General features: G+C 65.3%; 21 protein-coding genes. 6 read left to right on the top strand and 15 right to left on the bottom strand.

Annotated features, from left to right (window positions below; genetic code table 11):
- Window positions 1–50: 50 nt before the first annotated feature.
- The 3 genes from BDD18_RS19140 to BDD18_RS19130 form a co-directional block, all read right to left on the bottom strand.
- Entirely contained in the window at window positions 51–1,358 is a 1,308-nt protein-coding gene (locus tag BDD18_RS19140; protein WP_142085232.1) for an IS4 family transposase, read from the bottom strand.
- A gap of 143 nt (window positions 1,359–1,501) precedes the next feature.
- On the bottom strand, window positions 1,502–2,125 hold the full coding sequence (locus tag BDD18_RS19135) for a TetR/AcrR family transcriptional regulator (protein WP_409856611.1): 624 nt from the start codon (window positions 2,123–2,125) through the stop codon (window positions 1,502–1,504).
- 122 nt (window positions 2,126–2,247) lie between these two features.
- The gene (locus BDD18_RS19130) at window positions 2,248–3,159 is read right to left on the bottom strand and encodes a LysR family transcriptional regulator ArgP (RefSeq protein WP_142085228.1); all 912 of its coding nucleotides are present in this window, start codon (window positions 3,157–3,159) and stop codon (window positions 2,248–2,250) included.
- Between the two features lie 122 nt (window positions 3,160–3,281).
- On the opposite strand from BDD18_RS19130, the gene BDD18_RS19125 reads away from it, so the two are divergent.
- On the top strand, window positions 3,282–4,619 hold the full coding sequence (locus BDD18_RS19125; protein ID WP_142085226.1) for a D-amino acid dehydrogenase: 1,338 nt from the start codon (window positions 3,282–3,284) through the stop codon (window positions 4,617–4,619).
- 39 nt (window positions 4,620–4,658) lie between these two features.
- Window positions 4,659–5,222: an NAD(P)H-dependent oxidoreductase gene (locus BDD18_RS19120; protein ID WP_142085224.1), complete on the top strand. Its 564-nt coding sequence runs from the start codon at window positions 4,659–4,661 to the stop codon at window positions 5,220–5,222.
- A gap of 60 nt (window positions 5,223–5,282) precedes the next feature.
- Here BDD18_RS19120 and BDD18_RS19115 read toward each other — a convergent pair whose 3' ends face one another.
- Together BDD18_RS19115 and BDD18_RS19110 are read right to left on the bottom strand one after the other, a co-directional pair.
- A complete protein-coding gene (locus tag BDD18_RS19115; protein WP_244939157.1) occupies window positions 5,283–6,413 on the bottom strand; it encodes a M14 family zinc carboxypeptidase in 1,131 nt (376 codons plus the stop codon).
- Complete coding sequence (locus tag BDD18_RS19110) at window positions 6,410–7,201, bottom strand: alpha/beta fold hydrolase (RefSeq protein WP_066698553.1); 792 nt, start codon at window positions 7,199–7,201, stop codon at window positions 6,410–6,412. The genes BDD18_RS19115 and BDD18_RS19110 overlap by 4 nt, the downstream gene beginning before the upstream one ends.
- A 100-nt stretch (window positions 7,202–7,301) precedes the next feature.
- Between BDD18_RS19110 and BDD18_RS19105 the strand changes: the two genes are divergently transcribed.
- The gene (locus BDD18_RS19105) at window positions 7,302–7,823 is read left to right on the top strand and encodes a flavin reductase family protein (protein WP_142085222.1); all 522 of its coding nucleotides are present in this window, start codon (window positions 7,302–7,304) and stop codon (window positions 7,821–7,823) included.
- A gap of 89 nt (window positions 7,824–7,912) precedes the next feature.
- Here BDD18_RS19105 and BDD18_RS19100 read toward each other — a convergent pair whose 3' ends face one another.
- The 7 genes from BDD18_RS19100 to BDD18_RS19070 form a co-directional block, all read right to left on the bottom strand.
- The gene (locus BDD18_RS19100; protein ID WP_142085221.1) at window positions 7,913–9,412 is read right to left on the bottom strand and encodes a DUF4832 domain-containing protein; all 1,500 of its coding nucleotides are present in this window, start codon (window positions 9,410–9,412) and stop codon (window positions 7,913–7,915) included.
- A 222-nt stretch (window positions 9,413–9,634) separates the two neighbouring features.
- Window positions 9,635–10,387, bottom strand: a complete 753-nt coding sequence (locus tag BDD18_RS19095; protein ID WP_142085219.1) for a hypothetical protein — start codon at window positions 10,385–10,387, stop codon at window positions 9,635–9,637.
- A gap of 69 nt (window positions 10,388–10,456) precedes the next feature.
- Window positions 10,457–10,957 (bottom strand): hypothetical protein, encoded by a 501-nt coding sequence (locus tag BDD18_RS19090; RefSeq protein ID WP_142085217.1) that lies wholly within the window; start codon window positions 10,955–10,957, stop codon window positions 10,457–10,459.
- Between the two features lie 213 nt (window positions 10,958–11,170).
- Window positions 11,171–11,437, bottom strand: coding sequence for a cell division topological specificity factor MinE (gene minE / locus BDD18_RS19085; RefSeq protein ID WP_142085214.1), 267 nt, complete (start codon window positions 11,435–11,437; stop codon window positions 11,171–11,173).
- 3 nt (window positions 11,438–11,440) lie between these two features.
- On the bottom strand, window positions 11,441–12,256 hold the full coding sequence (minD, locus tag BDD18_RS19080; protein ID WP_066695226.1) for a septum site-determining protein MinD: 816 nt from the start codon (window positions 12,254–12,256) through the stop codon (window positions 11,441–11,443).
- 45 nt (window positions 12,257–12,301) lie between these two features.
- Complete coding sequence (gene minC / locus BDD18_RS19075) at window positions 12,302–13,057, bottom strand: septum site-determining protein MinC (protein ID WP_142085212.1); 756 nt, start codon at window positions 13,055–13,057, stop codon at window positions 12,302–12,304.
- Window positions 13,058–13,193: 136 nt separating this feature from the next.
- Window positions 13,194–14,075 carry an ion transporter gene (locus BDD18_RS19070; protein WP_142085210.1) on the bottom strand — a complete coding sequence of 294 codons (882 nt, stop codon included), beginning with the start codon at window positions 14,073–14,075 and terminating at the stop codon, window positions 13,194–13,196.
- Between the two features lie 52 nt (window positions 14,076–14,127).
- Here BDD18_RS19070 and BDD18_RS19065 point away from each other — a divergent pair, with 52 nt between their 5' ends.
- Window positions 14,128–15,051 (top strand): DMT family transporter, encoded by a 924-nt coding sequence (locus BDD18_RS19065; RefSeq protein WP_142085208.1) that lies wholly within the window; start codon window positions 14,128–14,130, stop codon window positions 15,049–15,051.
- 122 nt (window positions 15,052–15,173) lie between these two features.
- On the top strand, window positions 15,174–16,253 hold the full coding sequence (locus BDD18_RS19060; protein ID WP_005801445.1) for an IS630 family transposase: 1,080 nt from the start codon (window positions 15,174–15,176) through the stop codon (window positions 16,251–16,253).
- A 170-nt stretch (window positions 16,254–16,423) separates the two neighbouring features.
- Here the strand turns inward: BDD18_RS19060 and pssA are convergent, their stop codons facing one another.
- The 3 genes from pssA to BDD18_RS19045 all read right to left on the bottom strand — a co-directional run bounded on the left by pssA (window position 16,424) and on the right by BDD18_RS19045 (window position 20,521).
- Complete coding sequence (gene pssA / locus BDD18_RS19055) at window positions 16,424–17,050, bottom strand: CDP-diacylglycerol--serine O-phosphatidyltransferase (RefSeq protein WP_142085206.1); 627 nt, start codon at window positions 17,048–17,050, stop codon at window positions 16,424–16,426.
- Between the two features lie 207 nt (window positions 17,051–17,257).
- On the bottom strand, window positions 17,258–19,486 hold the full coding sequence (locus BDD18_RS19050) for an acetoacetate--CoA ligase (protein ID WP_142085204.1): 2,229 nt from the start codon (window positions 19,484–19,486) through the stop codon (window positions 17,258–17,260).
- 204 nt (window positions 19,487–19,690) lie between these two features.
- On the bottom strand, window positions 19,691–20,521 hold the full coding sequence (locus BDD18_RS19045) for a M48 family metallopeptidase (protein WP_142085202.1): 831 nt from the start codon (window positions 20,519–20,521) through the stop codon (window positions 19,691–19,693).
- 390 nt (window positions 20,522–20,911) lie between these two features.
- Between BDD18_RS19045 and ubiM the strand changes: the two genes are divergently transcribed.
- On the top strand, window positions 20,912–22,228 hold the full coding sequence (ubiM, locus tag BDD18_RS19040; RefSeq protein ID WP_142085200.1) for a 5-demethoxyubiquinol-8 5-hydroxylase UbiM: 1,317 nt from the start codon (window positions 20,912–20,914) through the stop codon (window positions 22,226–22,228).
- The last annotated feature ends 102 nt before the right edge of the window (window positions 22,229–22,330 follow it).

Here is a 22,330-nt window from a genome sequence, read left to right as displayed (position 1 = left end):
GCGACGGCCCCGCGCCGCATCAAGCCCCGCCCTGGCCCAATGCCAGTCAGTTAAGAGCTGACTGGCATTTTTTTCGTTGGGAATTTGGAAGCGCGTTTTTTGACGACCCTTGGGAAGCTGCGCCCAGTGCGGCGTGGCGGCAGCACGAAGTGTCGCGATTGCGCCAACAGGGCTGCCAACTGCTTGGGCAAGGTGCCGGCAGAGTCCAGGCTGGGGACCGCCAGTAAGTTCACGATGGCGTAGCTGGCCGTATGGAAGCTGATGCGCTGGGGCTCGACCTGGACGTGCGCTGCCATCTCGCGCATCCAGCGGCGCAGCAGTGTGTAGGCGATCAGCACACCCCACAGCTCCTGGCGCACCAGCGCGGGCTGCTTGCTGCGCAGCACCGGCTCACCTTCCTGCAGGGTCTGCTTGATCTCCCGGAACCCCAACTCGATCTCCCAGCGCTGGTGGTAGAGCTCGGCCAGCTCCTGCGCCGGATGCGTGCGGGGACACAGCAAGGATGTGATGAAGCGGCGCAGCCGTCCACCCACGCTCACCTCGATCAGGCGTGCCTGCCAGTGGCTGGGCAGATGCGGGTGTGCCTTGCGCGCTTGCGGGGACACCGGCATGCGGATCAGCGCATCGCCGCACGCCAGTTGCTGGACGATCTCATGGCGCAGATTGTCCCGCGCGCGCATCAACCAGTGGCGCTGCGTACCCGCAGCCTGCCAGTCCAACAGGAACGCGGCCGAGAAGTACGCCCGGTCGAACAGGGTCACCGAGTGATCCTCGCCGCGCAACTGCGCTGCCAGGCTCAATTCGCCGCAGTCCATGGCGCCGAGCTTGGCATCAAGCATCTCGTGGCTGTGTGTGTCCATCAGGCAAGTGGCGCGGATCTGCGGCCAGGGCGAGAGGCCATGCTGGTTGCTGCAGCTGCCCAGTTCGACTCGATTCTCAGGGGTGTCCGGCGCCGACCAGACCACACCATCCACAGCCAGCACGCGCAGTGGCTGGCGCACATTCACCGCAGGACGGCTCCAGGCTTGGGTCAGTAGAGCGAACAGCTCGGCCAAAGGCTGCTCGCCCAGGCGCTGGCGCGCTTGCACGCTGACGCTCGGTGCGGGCGGCGCTTGTCCATCCAGGCTCAAATCCAGCTGCTGCACCACCTGCCACAGTGGCCGATCGCGAAACAGCGCCAGTCCGATCACAAGCCACACGGCATGCTCGGCAGGCAGCTTGCGCCGGCGGATGGAGGCCTTGCCGCTGGTCCCCAGCGCCTGTGCGATCCAGGCAGGGTCTATCAACGCGCTGAGCTGCTCGAGGCGATCAGGTACTCGGGGCAGGGTCTGGCGCAAGGCGTTTGCAAGCAGGCTCATCAAGCAAAAAAGGGAACGTGTTGAACACGTCCCCTTTTTACTGGATCAAGCCGCCTGCGGGCTTAACTGACTGGCATTGCGCCCTGGCGGGGCTTTTTTCTTGCCCGGTGCGAGAACGCAGCCGCCATGCGGCGGCCCAAGGATCAGCGCGCCGACAGCCCGTCAAAACAGGTGCGCACCACCAGCTCCACGATCTCGGCGTCCGAGTACTGGCCGCCATCCTTGAGGAAGGTGACGACCGGGTCGCACGCGCGGGCGTACAGGGTGTACAGCACCACCAGGGGCGGCAAGGTGGGGTTGATCAAGCCCTGGCCCTGGGCCTGCACGATCCATTCCCCGATCTGGTCGCTGACAGTGACCAGCCCATTGAGGTAATCCTTGTTGGCCATGAGCACGGCGCGCAGGCTGGAGTTGCGGCTGGGCAGCAGTGGCATCTCGTTGGTGATGAGCCGCTCCAGCGACCAGCGCACCAGCGCCTGCAGCTTTTCCACGGGTGGCATCTCTGCGGCAAGCCCATCAAGGTAAGTACGCACTCTCGCCAAAATCTGCACCATGGCTGCACTACACAACTCTTCCTTGCTGCTGAAGTGCTTGTAGAGGCTGGCCTTGGCGATGCCGACCGCGTTGGCCACGTCGTCCATGGTCATGGCGTCATACGCCTTCTCGCCCAGCAGGCGGCAGGTGGCTTGCAGAATGGCCTCCTCGCGGGCGAGGTGCATCTGCTCTTTGAAAGAAACTTTGGTGGGCGGCGTCGACATGGCACGCATCTTATCCATTACGGTAAAAAAACAAATGCAGTAGTTGCATTACAACTACTACGTTCACGTCTTTACCGTCGTTTCGCCGACAGACCCATGCGTACGGATGCGAGCCAGTGCAGGCCAGCCGCTCAGGTCACCAGCGTGTTGGCCGCCGTCGCCTTCAGGGCTTCCGTCAGTGCGTCCAGCAGCTCCGACTCCAGATTCCAGCAGTGCCAGTACAGCTGGATGGGCAGGAAATGCCCCGGCACCAAATCCACCACGCTGCCATCGGCAATCGGGCCCCGGGCCAGCAGCTCGGGCATCACGCCCACGCCCCAGCCCGCCGACACGGCGCGCATCTGCCCTTCGGTGCTGGGCACGAAAAGGTGGTTCAGCGCCACGCGCTTGAGCCCAAAGGTGCGCGCCACGAATTCGGCGGCCATGTCGTCCTTGCGGTTGAACGACAGGAACGACACATCGCGAAAGTTGTGCGGCGTCAGCCCCTGGGGCAGGTGCTTGCGGGCAAAGTCGGCCGAGGCCACCGCCACATAGTGCATGGCGCCCAGCGGCACCATCTTGCAGCCGCGCAGCGCCTGCTTGAGCGTAGTGACGCAGCCCAGCACCTGGCCTGAGCGCAGCCATTCCTGGGTGAAGTCTTGGTCGTCGGTGATGATTTCCAGCGGCAGGCGCTGGCGCACCAGGTCGTGCAGCGCGCCCATGGCCCAGGTGGCAATGCTGTCGGCATTGATGGCGATGGAAATGCGCTCGTCTTCGCGCGAGCCCCCCGGGGCGCTGGGGGCCAGCTCCTGCAGGTCGCGCTCCAGGTCGGCGCGCAGCAGGCGCAGCTGCTTGGTGTGCTTGAGCAGCAACTGCCCCGCGCTGGTGGGCTTGAGCGGGCGGCTGCGCACGATGAGCACCGAGCCCACCTGCGCCTCCAGCGCGCGCAGGCGTTGCGACACGGCGGATTGGGTCACGTTCAGGCGCTGGGCGGCGCGCTCAAAGCCGCCCTCCTCCACGATGGCGGCAAGGCATTCGAGGGCGGCGGGGTCGTAAGTGCTCATGGCTGAAACGCTCCAAAAGGAACGGGAAAAAACAGGCGGCCCAACATTAGCTGCCCTGATGAATTTTGATTAAGTTTAATTTTGCTTTTTGTTCAGCGCAATGTGCCGCACACTGCGCCCTCATGAAAACCATAGTCCTCGGCGCCGGCATCATCGGCATCAGCACAGCGTGGCACCTGCTCGAACGCGGGCATGAGGTGGTCGTCGTCGATCGCCAACCCGACGCTGCCCTTGAAACCAGCTTTGCCAACGCGGCGCAGATCTCGGTGAGCTATTGCGAGCCGTGGGCCAACCGCGAAGCGCCGCTCAAGGCGCTGAAGTGGATGTTCGACAAAGAGGCGCCGCTGCTGTTTCGCCCGCAGCTTGACTGGGACCAATGGCGCTGGGGCCTGAAGTTTCTCGCGCAGTGCAACGACACCGCCTTTGAGCGCAACGTGCAGCAGATTGTGGCCCTGGGCGCCTACAGCCACGCGGCCCTCAAGGACCTGGTGGTCAGCACCGGCATTGAATACAACCGCCTCGAACGCGGCATCGCGCACTTCTACACCGACCAGAAATCGTTCGACGCCGCAGGCCACGCGGTGGAGCTGATGCGCAAATTCGGCGTGCAGCGCCGTCTGGTCAGCCGCGATGAGCTGCTGAAGATTGAGCCCGCCTTCAAGGCCTATGGCGACAAGATCACCGGCGGCACCTACACCAGCACCGACGAAAGCGGCGACGCCCGCGTGTTCACGCAAGAACTGGCCCGCCGCTGTGCTGCGCGGGGTGCGCAGTTCCTGTACGGGCACGATGTGCTGCGCCTGAACAAGATTGGTGATGCTATTGATTCTGTAGCTGTTATCGCACGCAACACGGGCGCTGGCGGCCAAAAAGACTTCATCCTCAAGGGCGATGCCTTTGTGGTGGCCTGCGGCTCGTACAGCGCGCCGCTGCTGCGCACCGTGGGCGTGGACTTGCCCATCTACCCCGGCAAGGGCTACAGCGCCACCTTCCCGCTGCTCAAACCCGAAGGCGCGCCCATGGTCTCCACCATCGACGACGGCAAGAAGATCGCCATGAGCCGCCTGGGCAACGTCCTGCGCGTGGCCGGCACCATCGAGCTGGGCGGCTTTGACATGAGCCTGGACAGCCCCGTGGCCCGTGCCCGCTGCCACATGCTGTCCCGCCGGATTGCCGAAATTTTGCCCGGCGTGTGCGACACCCGCACACCCGAAGAAGGCGGCAACCCCCAGTACTGGACGGGCCTGCGCCCCGCTACGCCCACCAATATCCCCTTCATTGGCCAAACCCGCGTGGGCAAGCTGTGGGTGAATGCAGGCCACGGTACGCTGGGCTGGACGCACGGCGCAGGCTCGGGCAAGGCCATGGCCGAGCTGCTGAGCGGCGAAGTGCCCGCGATGAACTTCGGCTTTTTGGGCGTGCAGGCCCCGCGCGCGGTGCGCGGCGCCGTGGCGGCCTAGCGACGACGCACCCGGCATGCCGCAGCTACCATCGGCGGCATGTCGAACACCACACCGCATTACCTCTTTCTCACCACCTCCACCCGCGAAAGCGGCCACCTGGGTAACACCGAATGGCTGGCCCAGCAGGCCGCCGCCGCGCTGCCCGCGGGCACGGTGCAAACCTGGCACCACCTGGCGCGCATGAGCCTGCCGCCGTTTGTGGACCTGCGCCACACCGTGGGCACCTACCCCGCGCCCGAGGGCGATCTGAAAACCCTGCTCGACGCCACGCTGGCGGCCACGCACATCGTGTTCGTCTCGCCCGTGTACTGGTTCAGCATTCCTTCGCCGCTCAAGACTTATCTGGATCACTGGAGCGGCTGGATGCGCGTGCCTGGCCTGCCCTTCAAGGAACAAATGGCCGCCAAGTCGCTATTCCTCATCACCACCAGCGGCGACCGCGCCAAGGCCCAGCCGATGATCGACTCGGTAGAGCTGTGCGCCAAGTTCCTGTCCATGCCCTGGGGCGGCGCCCTGTGGGGCAAGGGCGGGCCGCCCGGTGCGGTGCAGGCAGATGCGCAGGCCGTGGCACAGGCCGCGCACTTTTTGCTACCAAAATAAGAGCTGCTGGCGCTTTCTACATCAGCGCCAGAGCCCGATTTCATGCAAATTCCACCCTGATCAACGCTGCAGGCCAGGTGGCTTCACCCCGGCCACGGCGTCGGCGCCCTCCAGCAGCCGGGTGTTCATCCAGTGGCGCAGGTCACGCCACATGGCGCGCACCTCGGCATCCGGCGGCATGCGCAGGGCGTGCTCCAGCTCGATGGTGACCACCGGCACCCCCCGGTGCAGCCCGCCGTAATGCCCCAGCGAGCCGGGGAACACGCCCAGCTTGTCCATGCGCAGGCGGCCCAGCCGCAGCGGCGGGTCGTGGGGGCCGTCAAAGTCCAGCACGCCGTAGGGCGCGTGGATGCTGACAACCAATTGCGGCTGGAACTGGTCCATCTGCTGGTGCAAAAAGCGCGATTCGGGCTCGGACAGCGGCGTGTGGCCGGGCCAGCGGCGCGGGTCCTTGCGGGTGCGCTTTTCCCAGTACACCGGGGCTTCCTCGGCCCAGCCGGGCGTGGGGAAGTTGCGGTTCAGGTCCACACCGCCCGCATTCACGCGCGTGGGCTTGGGGGCCAGCAGGCCGTCGGGGTTCAGCACGGGGATGAAGCGCCAGTGCACGGGCGCTGGCTCGCCCGCGTCCGCCGCCCCCTCGGCCGCCGCCATGCCAATCCAGCGCAGGGCCAGCGATGCGGCGGTGAGCTCGTCGCCATGCATGGCGCCCACCACCAGCACGCGCAGCGGCTCTGCAGCGGGCTGGCCTTTAGCGGCAGCACCGGCGTGCGACGGCACATCCCGCCAATACAGCGGTGCCCCCTGGCGCGACAAGGCACCACTGGCCTGCAACCGGGTGGCCACGCACTGCGCGCGCGACAGCCCAGGCAAGCGCGGCAGCAGCGTGGTGCAGGCGGCCTCGGCCACCTCGGGCAAAAAAGGCTCTGCGACCGCAGTGACCGGCGGGGAAGCTGGGCTGGCCGGGCGTGGCACGTCGGCCTGCAAGGCCCCCTTCTCAGCCTGGGCAGACAGCAGCGCCAGGCACGAGGGCCCATCGCCCGCCCGGCCATACACCCCATCGGGCGCCGCCGTGGTGGGCCACAGTTGGGCAGGCCCCCACCACGCGGCGGCCACACAGCCTGCGGCCAGCAAGGTGAAACCCAGCCAGCGCACGGCAGATGCGGGGGCTGGCGTTGGTGCGGCGGCGTTCAATGCAGCACCCGCTGCTTGGCCAGGAAGTCGAGCAGTGCCGCGTCGAACGCTTCGGGGTTTTCCAACTGCGGCCAGTGGCCAACGTGCGGCAGGCTCAGGTGCCGGGCATCGGGCATCAGCTGGGCCAGGGCCTCCAGCGCGGCGGGCGGTGTGCAATGGTCGGCCTCACCACCCACCAGCAAGGTGGGGGTGTGCACGTTCACCCAGGCCTGGGCCCAGCGGTCAAAACCTTGCATGGCCTGCAAGGCGCGGCGGTAGGTGGCGGGGTGCACTTGCGCCAGCGCGTGTTCGGCCAGGCGCACGCCTTCGGGCAAGGCGCCGGGGCCAATGCACTGGGGCACCAGGGTCTGCGCCAGCTGCTGCATGCTGCCGCCCGGCTGCTGCGCGGCGTCCAGCGCCCGCTCGCGCGGGGCCAGCCAGTCCTGCACGGCCTGGGCATCCAGCGCCGGGCCACCGGCGCACAGCACCAGGCGGTTCACCACTTCGGCGCGGCGCACGGCCACTTCCAGGGCCAGCATGGCGCCCATGCCGTGGCCCACCAGGGTGACCGGGCCGCACTGCAGGGCATCGATGAGTGCCACGCAGCTTTGCGCCAGGCCTTTGAAGGTGTAGGGCTCAATCGGCGCGCTGTGCCCATAACCGGGCATGTTCCACGCCACGGCGCGGTAGCCTGCGCTGGCCAGCATCTCCACTTGGGGGGCAAAGGTGAGGTAATCGCCGTCGGCGTCGTGCAGCATCAGCACCGTGGGGCCGGAGCCCAGGATAGAGAAAGTCGGAAGCAAAGCCATACAAAAAAGAGTGCCGGGTTGCCTGCGCCGCACGCGCGCGCAGGTGGCACTCCATAATAGTTCCATCCCCCTTTGATGCCGGCCCCCGCGCCCGAACTTTGTGAACAGCCCCCTGCCCCGCCCTGCCCTGGCATTGCCGCCCAGCTTTTCCTCGCGCGAATTCCGCAACGCGCTGGGCATGTTTGCCACCGGCGTGACCATCGTCACCGCCCGCAATGCGGCGGGCGAGCTGGTCGGGCTCACGGCCAGCTCGTTCAACTCGGTGTCGCTGGAGCCCCCGCTGGTGCTGTGGAGCCTGTCGCACGGCGCCAGCAGCATGCCCGCCTTTGCCAATGGCTCGCACTACGCCATCCATGTGCTGGCTTCTGACCAGAAAGCGCTGGCCGAACGCTTTGCCACGCGCGGCATTGACCGCTGGGCCGGCGTGGAACACCGCCCCGGCATCAACGGCGCCCCGTTGCTGGCCGGCGCTGCTGCCACGTTTGAATGCTTCAACCGCAGCCAGTACAAAGAGGGCGACCACACCATCTTTGTGGGCGAGGTGGAACGCTGCGAACACCGCGAAGGTGCTTCGCCCCTGCTGTACCACGGTGGCAAGTTTTATACCGAGCACCCGCTGTAGGGCACGCCCCTCTTTTGCCTTGCTATTGATTCAATAGCTGCCTGCGCTGATTCCGTAAGCGCTGGCGGCCATTTTTGCTTCAAACCCTGTCACTGCACCTGCAGGGTCGTCCCCAACGCCAGCCGCCCCGTGCTCGCCTGCCACTGCACGCCCGTCACGACGTTGTCGGCATTGGCAAAGCGCACGGCATAGGCGGGGGTGGCGGCCAGTGCGCTGGCAGCATCGGGCGCGCCGATGTGTACGCGGTAGCTGCCGGGGGCCAGGGTGGCGGGCAGGGTGACCTCGCCCGCCCATTGCAGCGGCTCGCCGGGGCTGGCCTGGCGCAGATCGGTGCCCGCCAGGGGCAGCACCGTCGCCTCGTTGGTGGCGCTGACCAAAGTCAGCGCCAGATTGCGCGCATTCAGCGGCCGGGCCCAGCCCTGGTTGCTGAGGGACACCTGCCAGGCCAGCGAACCGCCCGGCGTGGCCACGGCCCCGTGTGTCACGGTCTGCAGTTGCAACCGGTAGCCCAGCTTGCGCGACACCTCCGCCATGCAGCCGCCCGCCTGCCACTGGGCGAAGAAGCCTTCGTAGTAGTCGCGGTTCAGGTAGGTCATGTGGTACGCCGCACCCTCGCGCAGGATGTCTTCACAGGTCATGCGGGCCTGGGCCGCCACGGGTGGGGCACAGGTTTCGCCCCCCGCGCCCGTGGTGGCGCTGGCTTGCTGGGCATAGGTGCGCAGCGCGGCAGACTGCTGGGGCGTGCTGGCCCAGTAGGTACCCACGTCGTCGGGGCTGGCCAGGAAGCAGTCGTTGTGCTGGCCAATGCGCGCCGCAGCGGTGGGGCTGGGCGCCAGCAATTGTTCCAGCGTGGGTGGCGTGGGAAACCACGCCGCCAGATCGCCGGGGTAGCGCACCTGCAGCTGGCGACTGGCGGGCACGGCCTGCAGCAACGCATCGCGCACGGCCGCCTTGTTGGCCGGGGTGGTGAGCTTGTTGGACGAGGTATGCCACTCGCCCCAGGCCCCGATGAAGCCGCCCTGCACCGCGGCAATCACATCCGCATTGGCCTGCAGCACCGGCTGCAGCTGGGTGATGTGGCGCTTGACGCGCGAGAGCGTGGCGTCCTGCGCGTTGAGGTAGTCGGACTCGGTTTCAGGGTAGTTGTAGGCAAACCGCACCACGGCCTTGAGGCCCTGCTTGCGCAGGTTGGCAAAGCCCGTGTTCAGCTTGGTGAGGTAGGTGCTGGGCAAATCCCGCGTGCGGTAGGCGCTCAAATCGCCCGGGGTGTAAACGAGCCGCTGGCCGTCTGCCACCACGTAGGCGAGCGAGGTGGCGGTGATCTTGGAGGGGTCGGTCGCAAAGCGGTAAAAGCCGCGCTCGGGGTTGGGGAAGTCCAGGTCCGACGGAGACAGGCTGACCTCCACCATCGGCACAGTCAACGAGGCCCTGGCCACCATGGCATGGGGCACCTGCATCTGCGCGGGCGGCGCCCCCGGGCCGCCAAACGAAATGGTGACGCCGTCGTTTTCAGCCGAGCCGCCGCAGGCTGCCAGCGCGGAAGAGCCCAGGGCCAGCACGGCCCACTTGATGGTGGTTGATTGGTTCATGCGCCCCTCCGCAATAGTTGCCGCATTGTTGCGCCAATGCACCCATCACGCCAGATGGCAGGCAGAGTGCAATGGTGAGCAATGGCAACAGGCAGGGTTCAGCGCCAGGGTGAAGACGACTGGATCGGGTGTGTGCACGGCGCCCCACTTGGAGCCAGCCAATGCTGCGCGGCTCCATCGCGCCGCCCCCCGTGACTGTAGGAAGCAAAGATGAGCGCCGTGCTAGGCCTCATTTGCGCTGGTGTGGAGCGCACCCTGGAACTGCAAAAGCAGGTCTTCTCGGGATGACGTGCGCAGGTAACGCGCCAGGTTATCCACAAAGAAAGCTCGCTCGGATGGGGGGCATTCGGCTTGAAGCAACCATTCAACGACCATTTGACCGGAGCCTTTTCCCTGAACCGCAAGCAGGACGAATGACCAAAACCAAAGACAGGTACTGGAGGTCAGGTCGTCTGCGAGATGGATGCGAAGAAGCGTCTTCGTCACTCGATCGAGAAGGGCCGAATCGCCGCTGAGCTGCAGAAACTTCTGTTGCTTCTTGAGCATGCCCGGCATATGCGAAAAGGAGTTCGCATACCTCCAGAACTTCAGAGGTTCCGATTGCGACTCATAGGTGATCCACGGTTCTCCAGCAAGCTCGCCGTGATCATCCGAGCCAAAGAGAAAGAGTCCCATCGGCCTTGGCATGGAGCAATAGGGGTAGCCGCGTTGGAACCATGGCTTGAGACGCGCATAGGCTTCCAGCACGACGTCGAATTCGGCGGCTGACTTCACCAGGGGGTAATGGTTCAAGCGCAGCAAGTGGAAATACAAATCGACGCGCCTATCCCGTGGCAATAGTTTGGAGGCTTGTGCCACCAGTGGTGTGATTCTGTGGTGGTTGCTCGGGAAATAGGAGCCTTGATCACCCCTTGGGTAATGGAGAGATCCATCTTCGATGAACTGCTCAAGAATCTCTGTCTTCGAACTTGTCATGCGGAAGTCCTCTTGACCTAACCACCCATGCGGGCCGCCAGTGGCAGACGGGTGGGTTTGGATGAAATTTCAGGCTCCATCTGGAACATAAACAGGGTTGCTGAGCACTGCATTCTCGAAATGCCGTTGCTTGGTTGCGAGAACCGAAAGCGCGTTCAATGCGGACGAATCGGCTGGAAATGACAGAGCCAGTTGCCCGACATGAATGGTGACCGGGGGTCTTGCAGTGGCCAGCCATCGGCGCACAAGAAACAGAGAATATGGATCGTCAAAGTCCATGTTTCCGGCCCGAAAAACCACTTTACGCCGTGGATGTTGTTCCAGCATTCCAACGCCATTGATCACCGCCATGGAATCGCTCAGACCCGCCTCCATGGAGAACGGGGCATATCCGGGAATGTCCAGATTTGTGGCCGCGGCATCTGAAACTCTGATGGCGAGTTCGATACCAGGGGTGTCCCAGCAGCGAACAAGGCTCAATATCCAATCAGGATCGGCACCGTACTTCAGCCACGCGCATTGTTTGTCGTAGCCAGCGAACCATTGGGGAGAGCAACGCGGAATGGTCATGGGGTATCGAACGTGTTGTGAAAGGCGCTTCTGGTCGAAGCTTGCCAGCTTCAATACCCAGGCGCAGGGATTCTGCGAAACCCGCAGCCTCCGTCAAGCGCAAAAAAGTCGGGCTCGGTCAGGGCGCTGGCGATCAAGCCCAGCAGTACGGGCAAAAAAAAGCCCGCGCCGCAGGGCTGCGGGGCGGGCCTGGAGCCTGACGGGGTTCGGCGTTCAGCGCACGGTGTCGGGCAACTCAATCTTCACTTCGAGCACTTCCAGGTTGTCCTGGCGCTCCAGTTGCACCTTGAGGTCTTCGGGGTTGATCTTGACGTACTTGGAGATGACGGCGACCAGTTCGCGCTGCAGGGCGGGCAGGTAGTCGGGCTCGGCGGCGCTGCGGCCATTGCGCTCGTGCGCCAGGATGATCTGCAGACGCTCTTTGGCAACGCTGGCGGTTTTTTTCTTCTCACCGATGAGAAAGGAGAGGAAGGAAGCCATGGCTTATTTGCTCCCGAACAGGCGTTTAAAGAAGCCGGGCTTTTCTGCCTCGATGAAGCGCAGGGGCTTTTCCTGGCCCAGGAAGCGGTCGATCACGTCCTTGTACGCTTCAGACACATCGCTGCCCTGCGCGTGGATGGCGGGCGTGCCCTGGTTGGACGACTGCAGCACCACTTCCGATTCAGGAATCACGCCGATCAGCTTGATGCGCAGGATGTCCTGGATGTCTTCCAGGCTCAGCATCTGGCCGTCTTCCACGCGGCTGGGGTTGTAGCGCGTGATGAGCAGGTGTTCCTTGATGGGCTCGCCGCCTTCGATGGCGCGCTTGGTCTTGCTGCCCAGCATGCCCAGGATGCGGTCGGAGTCGCGCACGGAGGACACTTCGGGGTTGGTCACCAGCAGTGCCTCGTCGGCAAAGTGCATCGCCATGAGGGCGCCGCTTTCAATGCCGGCGGGCGAATCGCACACGATGTATTCAAAGCCCATGCCGGCCAGGTCCGACAGCACCTTGCCAACGCCGTCTTGCGTCAGGGCGTCCTTGTCGCGGGTCTGGCTGGCGGCCAGCACAAACAGGTTGTCGCACTGCTTGTCCTTGATCAGGGCCTGGTTCAGGTTGGCTTCGCCGTGGATGACGTTGATCAGGTCATACACCACGCGGCGTTCGCAGCCCATGATGAGGTCCAGGTTGCGCAGACCGACGTCGAAGTCGATCACGGCAGTCTTGTGGCCGCGCAGGGCGAGGCCGGAGGCAAAGCTGGCGCTGGTGGTGGTCTTGCCCACGCCACCTTTGCCGGAGGTCACGACGACGATTTTGGCCATGTCTTGTTAGTTCTCAGTGGGTTGATACGAAGCGGATGGGGCCCATCAAGCCAGAGGCTCAATGATGAGTTTTTCACCGTCCAGGCGAACCTGGGCGGGCTTGCCTGCCACGCTGTCGGGCAAGGCGGTTTCTGTAGTGCGGTAGATGCCTGCAATGGAAACCAGCTGCGGCTCCAGGCAGGTGCTGAAAATGCGGGCTTCGGTGTTGCCCCGGGCGCCAGCAATGGCGCGGCCGCGCAGCGGGGCATAGACGTGGATGTTGCCGTCGGCAATCACCTCGGCGCCAAAGCTCACCACCGCCATCACCACCAGGTCGGCGCCGCGCGCATACACCTGCTGGCCCGAGCGCAAGGGCTTGTCCACCACCACCGTGCCGGGGCCGGGCATGGGCACTTCGCGCACCACCTCCACCTCGCGGATCACTTCACGCACCACTTCCACGGGGGCGGGGGCTTCTGCACGGGCCGGTGGGGCATCGGGTGCGGCGGCCAGGCCTGCGGCGCGGGCGGCTTCCATCTGGGCGGGGCTGCCACCACGCACGGCCACGGGCAAGGTGCGCTGCTGGCGCAGTTGCTCGGCAATGGCGGCAAAGTCGATGGGTTCTTCGGCCTCGCGCACGGGCGCAAGGTCGATCAGTACGGGGTCAAAGTCGAAAAAACCGGGCGCATCGGCCACGCGCTCGGCCAGGTCCATGGCAAACTGCGCCGCGTCCGTGGTCTTGAGCACCACCGCCACCACGGGCAGTGAAGCACTTTTGAGGTCAAAACTGGTGCGGGATTGCGCCGCCGTTTCAGTGGCCATGGAGGGGAAGGTTCAATGGCTGCACCACCGGGCGCAACCCAAAGGCCTGAGTGTAGCGGCAGCGCATGGCCCGGCGGTGCACGGCGGGGCGACCGCTCACATTCGCTTGCATCAGAAGTTGCCCTGGAATGGACGCTCAGGCACCCTCGCGCTGCCAGGGCGACAAATGCGCGCCGCAGTGCAGGCAGTAGCGCGCCTCGGGCAGGTGGCCTTCGGTCAGGCACTCGGGGCAAGTGCGGGTGGTGGGCACCTGCGGCGGCGCCCCCCGCTGCGACGCCATTTCGGCCGTCACGATGCCCGTGGGCACGGCCAGCGTTCCCCAGCCCAGCAGCATCATGACGGAGGCGATGAAGCGGCCCATGTCCGTCTTGGGCGTGATATCGCCAAAGCCCACCGTGGTCATGGTGGTGATGGCCCAGTACACGGCCGTGGGGATGGACTCAAACCCGTTGCTGGGGCCTTCCACCACGTACATCAGGGTGCCCATTACCAGCACGATCATGAGCACCGCCGTCAGAAACACAGTGATCTTGCGGCGGCTGGCCCGCAGCGCCTGCCCCAGGCTGCTGTATTCGGTCATGTACGCCGTGAGCTTGAACACCCGGAAGATGCGCAGCAACCGCAACACACGCACGTCGATGAGCACATGGGCCTCGGGCAGCAGCAGCGCCAGATAAGTGGGCAGCAGCGCCAGCAGATCCACGATGCCAAAAAAGCTGGTGGCGTAGCGCAGTGGCTGGCGCACGCACAGCAGGCGCGCCACGTATTCGATGGTGAACAACAGCGTGAACACCCATTCGGCGGCCCAGAACACCTGGTGCCAACGGGCCTGCAGGGCAGGTACGCTGTCAGCCACCACCACGGCCACGCTGGCCAGAATGAGCACGATCAGCGCCACATCAAACCACCGCCCCGCGCGCGTGTCGGCTTCAAAAATGATGGTGTACAGGCGCAGGCGCCAGCCCTGCAAAGCGGTGTCGGTGCCTGGGGTGTCGGGGCTGGAAGGAGCGTGGGGCATTCCGCTATTGAAACCCGAAGCGGCTCGGCTGTCACTTGACCATAATCAAGCGATGAGCCCCACCCGCAAAGCCCACCTCGACACCTTCGCCATCACCCTGCTGCTGGCTTGCTGCATGTTCTGGGGGTTCCAGCAGGTGCTGCTCAAGGCCACGGTGGCCGAGGTGCCGCCGGTGTTCCAGGCCTTTGTGCGCTTTGCCATGGCCACGGCGGCCATCGGCGCCTGGTGCCTGTGGCGCGGGCGGGTCGCCCCTGGCGCTGCTGCCCCGCAGGGAAGCTGGCGGGCCGGCCTGCTGGCCGGGGCGCTGTTTGCGGGCGAGTTCGCGTGCATCTACGTGGGTTTGCAATACACCTCGGCCTCGCGGCTGACGGTGTTTTTGTACAGCTCACCGTTCTGGGTGGCGTTGCTGCTGCCGCGCTTTATTCCCGGCGAGCGGCTCTACACCTGGCAATGGCTGGGCCTGGCGGCGGCGTTTGTGGGCGTGGGGCTGGCGCTGGGCGACGGGCTGGCAGGCGGCGCTGCAGGCGCGCACCCGCTGGCCTGGCTGGGCGATGCGCTGGGGCTGGCGGCGGGGCTGATGTGGGCACTGACCACGGTGGTCATCCGCAGCACGGCCCTGGCCCGGGTGGCGCCAGAGCACCAGTTGCTCTACCAGGTGGCAGTGAGCACCGCCCTGTTGCCCCTGTTGTCGCTGGCGCTGGGCGAGCCCTGGTCGTGGGACTTCAGCGCGTTTGCGTGGGCATCGCTCCTCGTGCAGGCCCTGGTGGGGGCGTTTGCGAGCTACCTGGCCTGGATGTGGATGCTGGCGCGCTACCCGGCCACCAAGATGTCTTCGTTTGTGTTTTTGACGCCGGTGTTTGCGCTGCTGTTCGGCGCGGGCTGGCTGGGCGAGCCCATCACCGCAGGCCTGGTGGCTGCGCTGGGCCTGGTGGCGGTGGGTATTGTGCTGGTGAACCGCAAGCCCACGGCTGCCTGAATCTTCTGAAAACTCAGCAAAAACAGGCTCTTCTAGCGAATGCTAGTGTGGTGTCTCAAAAATAGATAGAACTATTTTGACCGGTGTTGGTCGAATCAGCTTCCTTATAGGAGACTACGCTGATGGCCCACCCTGGACGCCCCGCCACGAAGCTGCAGATCACCGATGCCGAGCGCGCAGAGCTGCATGCGCGACTGCGCGTACGCAAAGCGCCCGAGGACGAGAAGCTGCGCATGCGAATCGTGCTGGGCTGCGCAGATGGGGAGTCAGGCACCATGATTGCCCAACGCTTGGGCACGACGGTGCAAACTGTCTCCAAGTGGCGGCGGCGCTACCGGGCGTATCGTCTGGCGGGTTTGACCGATGCCCCGCGCGCTGGCCGCCCGCGCAGTGTGGGCGACGAGCAGGTTCAGCTCATTGTGGACAAGGTTCGCCAGAGCAAGCCTGACAACGCCACGCACTGGAGCGTGCGCCAGATGAGTCGGCACGCTGGCGTATCGCCCGCGACGGTGCAGCGCATCTGGCATGCCTTTGGGCTGAAGCCGCACCTGCAAGAAACCTTCAAGCTATCGACGGATCCCCATTTCGTGGACAAGGTACGGGATGTGGTGGGGCTGTATATGGCACCACCCGATCGCGCCTTGGTGCTGTGCGTGGACGAGAAGAGCCAGATCCAGGCTCTGGATCGCACCCAACCAGGGTTACCACTGACGTTTGGCAAACCCAGCACGCGCACGCACGATTACAAGCGCCATGGCACAACGTCGCTGTTTGCAGCGCTGGATGTGGCCACTGGCAAAGTCATAGGACAGCTCAAGCGCCGTCACCGCAGTGTGGAATTCCTGCAGTTCCTCAAAGCCATCGATGCAGCGGTGCCTGGCGAACAAGACATCCACCTGATCATGGACAACTACGGCACGCACAAGACGCAGGCAGTGCGGGCCTGGCTAGCAGCCCATCCTCGCTACCACGTTCACTTCACGCCCACCTCAGCGTCCTGGCTCAATCTGGTCGAGCGTTTCTTTAGCCAGATCAGCGAGCAGTGGATCAAGCGCAGCGCCCACACCAGCGTTGCTCAGCTGGAGCAATCCATACGGGAATACATTGATCGTCACAACGAGGATCCCAAGCCGTTCGTGTGGCATAAAAGTGCGGACACCATCTTGGCATCTGTGGCGCGGGCAGCGAGTACCATTATTTGATGATTACTTTTGAGACACCACACTAGTGATGCACTCGATAAATGTCGTACGTCGAAATCGTCGTTTACAGACGTGCGGCGATTTCCATCACTACTATTCGCTAGAAGAGCCCAAAAACAGCCTCTAGCGCTTATATAACAAGCGCCAGCAGCTATATTTTCAATAGCAAGTCAGAGCTTGGGAATGCGGATGCGGCTGATCATCAGCGAGCCGGACGCCGCAAACAGCAGCACCAGCGGGTGCAGCGTGAAGCCCGCCAACACCACGTTGCCGCCCCACAGGTCAGGGCCCACGGCCCCCTGGGCGGCGGCCAGCGCGAGCAGGCCCACCAGCACGATGGAGGTGGGAATGGGCGTGCCCTCAAAGTATTTCACCTTGCCATCATCGCCCGAGAGGTTTTCGGCCGTGACGTTGTAGCGCGCCAGGCGCGACACCCCGCAGGCCACGAAGTAGGCCAGCACCACGCGGTCGTACAGGCCCTGCATGCCGCAGCCGTAGGCAATGATGGCGGGCGCCACGCCAAACGAGATCACGTCGGCCAGCGAATCCAGCTCGCGCCCCATGGCCGAGCTTTTCTGGCGCCAGCGGGCGATGCGGCCGTCCAACACATCAAAAATCAGCGCCGCCAGCACCAGGGCGGCGGCAAAGTAGATGTGCACCACATCCTGCGTGGCCAGGTACGACATGGCCGAAAACAGTGCCCCGACGCCACAAACCGCGTTGCCAAGGGTGAACCAGTCCGCCAGATGGAATTCGCGGATCATGGAAAAACGTTTGGGGTGCTGGGGTGTATTCATGGGAAGTGCGTCTGTGGAGCACAGTCAAAGCAAAGTTCAATTATGGACGTGCAGGTGGCCAACGCCCCGGCATCTGTGGCGGCGCAGCGGATTTCAGGCGGCCACCCTGCAGGTTAACAGCAGGACGAGTCCCCCAGCCGCTGCCCCCCGCCCGGCACGGCTTTCTTCACCACAGCCAGTCGATACGCCTTGCGTCCCAGCGTACGGCTAGGCCGCAGGCAAGGTCTGCGCCCGCTCGGCCGCAAAGGCCACGTACCAGTCCAGGCAGCCGGGGTTGGCCATCGCGTCCTTGTTCACCACCTTCTCGATGGGCTGGCCCAGCAGCAGTTTTTTGATAGGCAGTTCCTGCTTCTTGCCGCTCAGGGTGCGAGGCACCTCGGCCACGGCAAAGATGTCGTCGGGCACAAAGCGGGGGCTGAGCGCGGTACGCACCGCCGCGTTGATGCGGGCGCGCAGGGCCTCATCCAGCGCCTGGCCGGGGCGCAGCACCACAAACAGGGGCATGTAGCTCTCGCGGCCCAGGTATTCCAGGTCCACCACCAGGCTGTCCAGCACCTCGGGCAAGGCCTCCACCGCGCTGTAGATCTCGCTGGTGCCCATGCGCAGGCCATGGCGGTTGATGGTGGCATCAGAGCGGCCATAGATGGTGCAGCCGCCGTTGGCGCCGATCTTGAGCCAGTCGCCGTGCCGCCACACCGCGCCCATGCTGGCGGGGCCGTCGCCACCACCGGGCTGGCGGCCGTGGCCTGGCGGGTACATGTCAAAGTAGCTCGAGAGGTAACGCGAACCGTCCTTGTCACCCCACAGGTACAGCGGCATGGACGGCAGGGGCTGCGCACACACCAGCTCGCCCACCTCGTCTGTCACCGGCTGGCCCTCGGCGTTCCAGGCCTCCACCGCTGCGCCCAGCATGCGGCATTGCATCTCGCCCGGCACCTGGGGCATCTCGCGGTTGCCGCCGATGAAAGCGCCGCAAAAGTCCGTGCCACCAGAGATGTTGTTCCACCATATTGGTTCGCCCCCACGCTCCCCCACTGCGTGTGGGTCGCTGCCCCCGGCTGGGGAAGGGCCCCCGGCTTGGCCGGTGCGGGGGGCCGCGCCTTGCTTGGGGCGGCCCGGCGCTGCGGCGTTGTCGCGCGTGCCCAGCGCCTCAAACTGCGCCGTGCCCCATTGCTGCACCTCGGGCGACAGCGGCGAGCCGGTGGTGCCCAGGGCGCGGATGCGCGTGAGGTCGCCATAGTCACTCAGCGTGATGCCCGCCTTCATGCAGTTGGCAAAGAATGCCGCACCCGCGCCGAAGAAGGTCACGCCGGTTTCGGCCGCAAAGCGCCACAGCACGCCCCAGTCGGGGAGCTCTTTGCTGCCACCGGGGTTGCCGTCAAAGATGACGCAGGTGGTGCCCGAGAGCAGGCCGCTCATCTGCGCGTTCCACATCACCCAGCCGGTGGAGCTGTACCAGTGGTAGCGCTCGCCGAAGCTGTTGGGCTCGTAGCTGCAGCCAATGTCGTTGTGCAACACCTTCAATTGCAGCGCCACCAGCATGCTGCCGCCGTGGCCGTGCACGATGGGTTTGGGCAGGCCGGTGGTGCCGCTGGAATAGACGATCCACAGCGGGTGGTCAAACGCCAGCCACATCGGCTCAAAGGCCGCAGTTTCTGCGTCATTTCTGGCTGTAGCGCTCGCCCAGCTTGCGCAGCCAGCTATGGAAATTGAAGCATCCAGATTGCCCAGCAGCAGCACGTGCTGCAGGCTGGGCAGCCCGGCACGCAGCTCGGCCAGCACGCCGGTGCGGTCGTGGTCGCGCCCGCCGTAGCTCACACCGTCCACGCTGATGAGCACCTTGGGTTCGATCTGGCGGAAGCGGTCGAGCACCGCGTGCGTGCCCATGTCGGGCGCGCAGATGCTCCACACCGCGCCAATGCTGGCAGTGGCCAGGAAGGCGATCATGGCTTCGGGCACGTTGGGCAGGTAGGCGGCCACGCGGTCGCCCGGCTGCACGCCCTGGGCCTGGAGGTGCAGCGCGAGCGACGCCACCTGGCGGCGCAGCTCGGGCCAGGCCAGTTCGCGGTGGTTGCCTTTTTCATTGCGGCTGATGATGGCGGGCAGGCCGGCGGCGTGCGCCGCATCGACGTGGCGCATCACCTGGCGCACGTAGTTCACCTGGGCGCCCGGAAACCACTGCGCACCGGGCATGGTGTTCTTGGCCAACACGGCCGTGTGGGGCGTGGGCGACTGCAGGTCAAAGTAGTCCCACACGCTTTGCCAGAAGGCATCCAGATCGGTGACCGACCAGCGCCACAGCGCGTCGTAGCTGTCGAACTGCAGGCCGCGCGTTGCGTGCAGCCATTGCTGGTACAGACGAATTTGCGGAACGTAGGGCGGCGCGGTGCCCTGGGCCGATGTACCCCGGCCGTGGGGAAGGTGTGTTGTCTCCATGCCGCCAGCGTAGCAGCGCCGCTGTGAAGTAGCCACCCGGGGCAGTCACGCGGTTGACGGCTGGCCGGGGCCTCTGGCAGGCGGGGGTTGCCATGGCGCGGCGCGGCGGCACCAAAAAAAGAGCCCCGCAGTGCGGGGCTCTTTGAATGGAATTGGCCTCCAGCGCTTATTCAGAAAGCGCCAGCAGCTATTATTTCGATAGCATTACTTCTTGCCACCGATCTTGTCGCGCATGCGGTCGGCACGCGAGCCTGGATCGGGGTGGGAGGACAGCATCTGGTCGAGCCCGCCCTGTTTGCCGCTGAGCGACGCCAGCTTGCGGAAGGCCGACTCCAGCGCCTTGACGTTGTACTTGTGCTTTTGCATGAAGGCCAGGCCGTAGTCATCCGACTCGGTTTCCTGGCTTTGCGAGAACTGGCTGGTGAATATCTTTTCGCCCAGCGCGCCCAGTTCGGAATCGGCCAGCTTGGCTGCCGTGCCGCTGGAGGCTGCCACAGCCTTGCGGCCAGCGGAGGCCATGTAGGCGGTGCGCATGGCGCTCATGGTGTGGGCGTGCTTGACGTGGCCGATTTCATGGCCGATGACGCCCAGCAGCTCCTGGTCGTTCATCATGTCCATCAAACCTGCGTACACGCGGATGGAGCCGTCGGCCGTCGCGTTGGCGTTCACATCCTTGCTCAGGTACACCTTGAAGTTGAGCTGCAGGCCGTCTTCATTGACGTGCGTGCGCGTCAGGCGCTCCAGGCGCTGGGCGTATTTGTTGTTAGGCGGCGCCAGCTTTTCGGTGCGGTCTCCATAGGCGCGGTACTGCAGCGCCACCGACTTGAGTTCCTCGTCCGAGACTGTCACGGCCTTGAACACATCCACCGCCGCGCCGACCTTGTTTTCCGTCTTGGAGCCGCCCGAACCCACTGCACCCGTGGTGTTCAAGGCCGAAACCACGGCCGACAGCCCGCTGGCCGAGCCCCCCTCGGTGGTCACGCAGCCGGTGAGCGCCAGCGCGCACGCCAGAGCGATGTACGTCATTTTTTTCATGTTGATTCCCTCGTTGAAATAAGCACCGCCACGGGCTCTGTCGCGACCACGGTGGTCATGGCAGGGCGCGCTCACCGTGGTGCAGTGGGATGTTGTTGTCAGAACGGCGCACCATTGTTCCATGCACCCGTGCCAAACGACTTCCCACCCCAGGCAATTGCAACCGTTCGTATCTTTCGCCTACGGTATGCAACGCGTCGCCTTTTGTAACACCAGACGGGTGGATTGGGAGGAAAACCTCCCCCAGTCAGATCACGTTGCGTTACATATGTCACGCTTTGCGGGTGAACCGTGTGCACCCGCACCACAGCGTTTTTCCGGGCCCCTTTGATGCATTGCAAGGCACAGCCGCATACCCCGGCCCACAATGCCTGCTCCTTTTTTGCGCCAATGGCACACCCTCTCATGCACATGCACAGCGACGTACTCATCGTGGGCGCCGGGCCAGCGGGCCTGTCGCTGGCCATCTCTTTGGCAAAAGCGGGCTTTACCGCCACCGTGCTGGACCAGAACCCCACCGCCGCGCTGGAGCAGCCCGCGCCCGACGGCCGCGAGATCGCGCTCACCCACCCCAGCGTGGCCACCTTGCAGCGCCTGGGTTCGTGGGCGGGCCTGGCCGCCAGCGAGATGGGGCACATCCGCGCCGCCCATGTGCACGACGGCCCGGTGGGCGCACACAGCGCCATGCAATTGCAGGCGGCGCACGGCGCTGGCGCAACGCCAGCGCCATCGATGCCGCTGGGCTTCATCGTGCCCAACCACGCCCTGCGCCGCACGGCCTATGGCGTGGCCGCCAGCACGCCAGGCGTGCGCATCGTGCCGGGTGCGCAAGTGCACCGGGTGGCCACCCTGCCCACGCACGCAGAGGTCGATTACACCGACGCTGCCGCCCGCGGCCAGACCAGCCAGCGCCTGTGCGCACCACTGGTGGTGGCGGCCGACAGCCGCTTTTCTGCCGCACGCCGCCAGCTGGGCATTGGCGCCCAGATGACCGACTTTGGCCGCACCGTCATCGTCTGCCGCATGCGCCACACCCAGCCCCACGCAGACACCGCCCACGAATGCTTTGGGTACGAACGCACCCTCGCGGTGCTGCCCCTGCCGGACGACGCGGCGGGCCACCCGCAGTGCTCGGTCGTGGTCACGGCGCAGGCTGCCGACGCCGCACGCCTGATGGCGCTGGAGCCCACCGCATTCACGGCCGAGGTGCAGGCGCAGTTCCAGCACCGGCTGGGCGACATGGAGCTGATCGAGCAGCGCCACGCCTACCCGCTGGTCGCCGTGTACGCACAGCGCTTCACCGGGCCGCGCTGCGCCCTGCTGGGCGACGCCGCAGTGGGTATGCACCCGGTCACCGCCCATGGCTACAACCTGGGCCTGGCGGGGGTGGAGCGGTTGACGCAAGCGCTGGAGGCCGCCCGCCAGCGAGGGCAGGACCTGGGCGACGCGGCCGCGCTGGCGCCCTATGCGCGCGCCCACCACCTGCACGCCTGGCCCATCTATCAAGGCACCAACGCCATCGTGCGGCTGTACACCGACGCCCGCCCCCTGCCCCGCCTGTTGCGGCAAGCGGTGCTGCAAGGCGCGCGGCACCTGCCGCCGCTCAAGGCGGCCATCGTGGGGCAGCTCACCGGCAAAACACCGGCCTGGCAAACGCCGCTGGCACGGCTGGGCACAGCCCTGGCGGCTGCCAGGCCAGGGCGCTGAAGGGCTCGCCGGGCCGGCACTTGGTAAAGCCCGGTTACGTTGATGGCGCGGTAGCCCGCGAAGGCGGCGCGCACGGGCCACTATGATCGGCAGCCACGCGGG

The sequence above is a fragment of the Acidovorax temperans genome (assembly GCF_006716905.1).
GTDB lineage: Bacteria > Pseudomonadota > Gammaproteobacteria > Burkholderiales > Burkholderiaceae_C > Acidovorax > Acidovorax temperans.
The sequence above is the reverse complement of the archived record's forward strand: the minus strand, read 5'-3'. Positions and strand labels throughout refer to the sequence as shown.

Coding starts and splice junctions, on each gene's coding strand:
- BDD18_RS19140 (WP_142085232.1), bottom strand. CDS start 1,358: ATGAGCCTGCTTGCAAACGCCTTGCGCCAGACCCTGCCCCGAGTACCT.
- BDD18_RS19135 (WP_409856611.1), bottom strand. CDS start 2,125: ATGCGTGCCATGTCGACGCCGCCCACCAAAGTTTCTTTCAAAGAGCAG.
- BDD18_RS19130 (WP_142085228.1), bottom strand. CDS start 3,159: ATGAGCACTTACGACCCCGCCGCCCTCGAATGCCTTGCCGCCATCGTG.
- BDD18_RS19125 (WP_142085226.1), top strand. CDS start 3,282: ATGAAAACCATAGTCCTCGGCGCCGGCATCATCGGCATCAGCACAGCG.
- BDD18_RS19120 (WP_142085224.1), top strand. CDS start 4,659: ATGTCGAACACCACACCGCATTACCTCTTTCTCACCACCTCCACCCGC.
- BDD18_RS19110 (WP_066698553.1), bottom strand. CDS start 7,201: ATGGCTTTGCTTCCGACTTTCTCTATCCTGGGCTCCGGCCCCACGGTG.
- BDD18_RS19100 (WP_142085221.1), bottom strand. CDS start 9,412: ATGAACCAATCAACCACCATCAAGTGGGCCGTGCTGGCCCTGGGCTCT.
- BDD18_RS19095 (WP_142085219.1), bottom strand. CDS start 10,387: ATGACAAGTTCGAAGACAGAGATTCTTGAGCAGTTCATCGAAGATGGA.
- BDD18_RS19090 (WP_142085217.1), bottom strand. CDS start 10,957: ATGACCATTCCGCGTTGCTCTCCCCAATGGTTCGCTGGCTACGACAAA.
- minE (WP_142085214.1), bottom strand. CDS start 11,437: ATGGCTTCCTTCCTCTCCTTTCTCATCGGTGAGAAGAAAAAAACCGCC.
- minD (WP_066695226.1), bottom strand. CDS start 12,256: ATGGCCAAAATCGTCGTCGTGACCTCCGGCAAAGGTGGCGTGGGCAAG.
- minC (WP_142085212.1), bottom strand. CDS start 13,057: ATGGCCACTGAAACGGCGGCGCAATCCCGCACCAGTTTTGACCTCAAA.
- BDD18_RS19070 (WP_142085210.1), bottom strand. CDS start 14,075: ATGCCCCACGCTCCTTCCAGCCCCGACACCCCAGGCACCGACACCGCT.
- BDD18_RS19065 (WP_142085208.1), top strand. CDS start 14,128: ATGAGCCCCACCCGCAAAGCCCACCTCGACACCTTCGCCATCACCCTG.
- BDD18_RS19060 (WP_005801445.1), top strand. CDS start 15,174: ATGGCCCACCCTGGACGCCCCGCCACGAAGCTGCAGATCACCGATGCC.
- pssA (WP_142085206.1), bottom strand. CDS start 17,050: ATGAATACACCCCAGCACCCCAAACGTTTTTCCATGATCCGCGAATTC.
- BDD18_RS19050 (WP_142085204.1), bottom strand. CDS start 19,486: ATGGAGACAACACACCTTCCCCACGGCCGGGGTACATCGGCCCAGGGC.
- BDD18_RS19045 (WP_142085202.1), bottom strand. CDS start 20,521: ATGAAAAAAATGACGTACATCGCTCTGGCGTGCGCGCTGGCGCTCACC.
- ubiM (WP_142085200.1), top strand. CDS start 20,912: ATGGCACACCCTCTCATGCACATGCACAGCGACGTACTCATCGTGGGC.